This is a genomic window from Pseudomonas sp. P1_C12, from assembly GCF_056406435.1.
In genome coordinates, this window is the sequence record NZ_JBFUAE010000042.1 from 1 (window position 1) to 2,924 (window position 2,924).

Annotated in this window: 1 rRNA gene; it reads right to left on the reverse strand. The window is 52.1% G+C overall.

Features of this window, described 5'->3' with window-relative positions:
- Positions 1-58 precede the first annotated feature (58 nt).
- Positions 59-2,924: ribosomal RNA gene (locus AC1D19_RS30215) — 23S ribosomal RNA — on the reverse strand; the annotation flags it as partial.

The following is a 2,924-nucleotide window of genomic DNA, read 5'->3' on the forward strand; positions in this document are numbered from 1 at the left end:
CGTCTTCACACACCGCAATCTGATGCTCTTTCGAGTAGTCAAATTGCTTGGGTGTTATATGGTCAAGCCTCACGGGCAATTAGTATTGGTTAGCTCAACGCCTCACAGCGCTTACACACCCAACCTATCAACGTCGTAGTCTTCGACGGCCCTTCAGGGGACTCAAGGTCCCAGTGAGATCTCATCTTGAGGCAAGTTTCCCGCTTAGATGCTTTCAGCGGTTATCTTTTCCGAACATAGCTACCCGGCAATGCCACTGGCGTGACAACCGGAACACCAGAGGTTCGTCCACTCCGGTCCTCTCGTACTAGGAGCAGCCCCTCTCAAATCTCAAACGTCCACGGCAGATAGGGACCGAACTGTCTCACGACGTTCTAAACCCAGCTCGCGTACCACTTTAAATGGCGAACAGCCATACCCTTGGGACCGGCTTCAGCCCCAGGATGTGATGAGCCGACATCGAGGTGCCAAACACCGCCGTCGATATGAACTCTTGGGCGGTATCAGCCTGTTATCCCCGGAGTACCTTTTATCCGTTGAGCGATGGCCCTTCCATACAGAACCACCGGATCACTAAGACCTACTTTCGTACCTGCTCGACGTGTCTGTCTCGCAGTCAAGCGCGCTTTTGCCTTTATACTCTACGACCGATTTCCGACCGGTCTGAGCGCACCTTCGTACTCCTCCGTTACTCTTTAGGAGGAGACCGCCCCAGTCAAACTACCCACCATACACTGTCCTCGATCCGGATAACGGACCTGAGTTAGAACCTCAAAGTTGCCAGGGTGGTATTTCAAGGTTGGCTCCACGCGAACTGGCGTCCACGCTTCAAAGCCTCCCACCTATCCTACACAAGCAAATTCAAAGTCCAGTGCAAAGCTATAGTAAAGGTTCACGGGGTCTTTCCGTCTAGCCGCGGATACACTGCATCTTCACAGCGATTTCAATTTCACTGAGTCTCGGGTGGAGACAGCGCCGCCATCGTTACGCCATTCGTGCAGGTCGGAACTTACCCGACAAGGAATTTCGCTACCTTAGGACCGTTATAGTTACGGCCGCCGTTTACCGGGGCTTCGATCAAGAGCTTCGCGTTAGCTAACCCCATCAATTAACCTTCCGGCACCGGGCAGGCGTCACACCCTATACGTCCACTTTCGTGTTTGCAGAGTGCTGTGTTTTTAATAAACAGTCGCAGCGGCCTGGTATCTTCGACCGGCGTGGGCTTACGGAGCAAGTCCTTCACCCTCACCGGCGCACCTTCTCCCGAAGTTACGGTGCCATTTTGCCTAGTTCCTTCACCCGAGTTCTCTCAAGCGCCTTGGTATTCTCTACCCAACCACCTGTGTCGGTTTGGGGTACGGTTCCTGGTTACCTGAAGCTTAGAAGCTTTTCTTGGAAGCATGGCATCAACCACTTCGTCACCCAAAGGGTAACTCGTCATCAGCTCTCGGCCTTRGAATCCCGGATTTACCTAAGATTCCAGCCTACCACCTTAAACTTGGACAACCAACGCCAAGCTGGCCTAGCCTTCTCCGTCCCTCCATCGCAATAACCAGAAGTACAGGAATATTAACCTGTTTTCCATCGACTACGCTTTTCAGCCTCGCCTTAGGGACCGACTAACCCTGCGTCGATTAACGTTGCGCAGGAAACCTTGGTCTTTCGGCGTGGGTGTTTTTCACACCCATTGTCGTTACTCATGTCAGCATTCGCACTTCTGATACCTCCAGCAAGCTTCTCAACTCACCTTCACAGGCTTACAGAACGCTCCTCTACCGCATCAYCCGAAGRTGATACCCGTAGCTTCGGTGTATGGTTTGAGCCCCGTTACATCTTCCGCGCAGGCCGACTCGACTAGTGAGCTATTACGCTTTCTTTAAAGGGTGGCTGCTTCTAAGCCAACCTCCTAGCTGTCTAAGCCTTCCCACATCGTTTCCCACTTAACCATAACTTTGGGACCTTAGCTGACGGTCTGGGTTGTTTCCCTTTTCACGACGGACGTTAGCACCCGCCGTGTGTCTCCCATGCTCGGCACTTGTAGGTATTCGGAGTTTGCATCGGTTTGGTAAGTCGGGATGACCCCCTAGCCGAAACAGTGCTCTACCCCCTACAGTGATACATGAGGCGCTACCTAAATAGCTTTCGAGGAGAACCAGCTATCTCCGAGCTTGATTAGCCTTTCACTCCGATCCACAGGTCATCCGCTAACTTTTCAACGGTAGTCGGTTCGGTCCTCCAGTCAGTGTTACCTAACCTTCAACCTGCCCATGGATAGATCGCCCGGTTTCGGGTCTATTCCCAGCGACTAGACGCCCTATTAAGACTCGCTTTCGCTACGCCTCCCCTATTCGGTTAAGCTCGCCACTGAAAATAAGTCGCTGACCCATTATACAAAAGGTACGCAGTCACCCAACAAAGTGGGCTCCCACTGCTTGTACGCATACGGTTTCAGGATCTATTTCACTCCCCTCTCCGGGGTTCTTTTCGCCTTTCCCTCACGGTACTAGTTCACTATCGGTCAGTCAGTAGTATTTAGCCTTGGAGGATGGTCCCCCCATATTCAGACAAAGTTTCTCGTGCTCCGTCCTACTCGATTTCATKRMYAAGAGATTTTCGCGTACAGGGCTATCACCCACTATGGCCGCACTTTCCAGAGCGTTCCGCTAATCTCAAAKCMACTTAAGGGCTAGTCCCCGTTCGCTCGCCACTACTAAGGGAATCTCGGTTGATTTCTTTTCCTCAGGGTACTTAGATGTTTCAGTTCCCCTGGTTCGCCTCTTGCACCTATGTATTCAGTACAAGATAACCATCTTATGATGGCTGGGTTCCCCCATTCAGACATCTCCGGATCAAAGTCTGTTTGCCGACTCCCCGAAGCTTTTCGCAGGCTACCACGTCTTTCATCGCCTCTGACTGCCAAGGCA